Annotated in this window: 1 protein-coding gene; it reads left to right on the top strand. The window is 59.3% G+C overall.

Annotation, left to right across the window (positions count from 1 at the left end):
- Positions 1 to 1,371: VENN motif pre-toxin domain-containing protein (locus OR16_RS47075; protein WP_006164919.1), on the top strand; the 1,371-nt coding region annotated here is incomplete at its 5' end.
- Positions 1,372 to 1,398: the final 27 nt, after the last annotated feature.

Raw genomic sequence — 1,398 nt, 5'->3', positions numbered from 1 at the left:
CGGTTGGCCACGCTCAATCGCGACGTGTTCACCGGCCAGGATGGCGCGAATGCGTTGAAGCCGATTTTTAACGAGAAGGAGATCAAAGCGGGGTTCGAGATCGTGGGGGCGTTGCAGCGGGAAACCGGGGCGTTCCTGAACAACCGGGCGAAAGAGGCGGAGGCGGCCAAGAAGGCGGCCGAAGCGGTCGCCAAAGACCCAAGCGCAACACCTGAGCGGCGGGCGGAGGCACAGCAGCGGGCGGACGACGCAGCCAAGTGGGGACAAGGCGGCTCATATCGTCAGGTCATGACCGCGCTGACGGCTGCGGCTGGTGGCAATGTGACTGGTTCGGCGGGGCAGTTCGCGCAGGGCGCAGCGGTGGGGTACATCCAGGGGCTGGCGGCTGGCCAGGTCAAGGCAATGGCCGATTCCCTGGGCAAAGGCACACCGGAAGCCGAAAGCGCCCGGGCGGCACTGCATGCCATTGTTGGTTGCGCTGGCGCGGCGCTGGCCAGTCAGGCATGCGGTGCCGGAGCGATGGGCGCGGCGGCTAGTTCCGTACTTGGCAGCCTGCTGGCGCCGACCGACAAGATGTCGGCGCAGGAGAAGCAGGCGCGCGAGAACCTAGTGCAGAGCCTAGTGGCGGGTGTGGCGGGCGCGAGCGGCGTGAACGCCACCACGGCGACGAACGCGGCGACGTTTGAGGTGGAAAACAATCAACTCGCTGCGCCAGCGCCGATGCCGCCAATGTGGACGCCCGCGCTGGTACAGAAGCCATTCCAGACGCCGGGGAAGCTGGCTGACAAGAATGAAGCCACGCTAACTGGTACACCTGACCAGTCTGAAAAGCACACGACGGCGCCACTCGCCAATCCGATCACGAGCGTCGTGGCGGAGATAATTTCGTTGCCGGCGAATGTTGTTCACGGGCTTGGGTTGATCTTCAATTCCGGAGACAATGGTTCTCCGCAATCAACTGCCGCAAACAGCGGCAAAGTGAGCGTCCAGCCAGGAGCTACCCCCGATGCAAATGAGCTTCGGGCGGGGCAAGGTTTAGCTAATTTGGGGTACGACGTCGCTCATCAAGCTACGGCGTCTTCGCAAGGAGTATCCGGGGTACGAACTGCAGACCTGTCTGTAAGCGGTGTAGGGCAAATTGACGTCTATACTCCGGAGAACTTGGCACCATCAAATATCGTCAAGAACATAGAAAAGAAGGCGGGCCAGGGAAATGGAGTCATCGTACAGGCTGATTTGTCACACGAGGACATGGCTTCGATTGCTGCTCGTACGTGGGGGAAATCAAATACGCAGAATATAAATACAATTCTATTCCAAAATTCAAACGGATCTTTTGTCCGATTTGATAGACCGAAAAATGGAGGTTAAGATATGCCTAAATTCAAATGTCAGTGT

It is taken from the genome of Cupriavidus basilensis OR16 (assembly GCF_000243095.1).
Classification (GTDB): domain Bacteria; phylum Pseudomonadota; class Gammaproteobacteria; order Burkholderiales; family Burkholderiaceae; genus Cupriavidus; species Cupriavidus basilensis_D.
The sequence above is the reverse complement of the archived record's forward strand: the minus strand, read 5'-3'. Positions and strand labels throughout refer to the sequence as shown.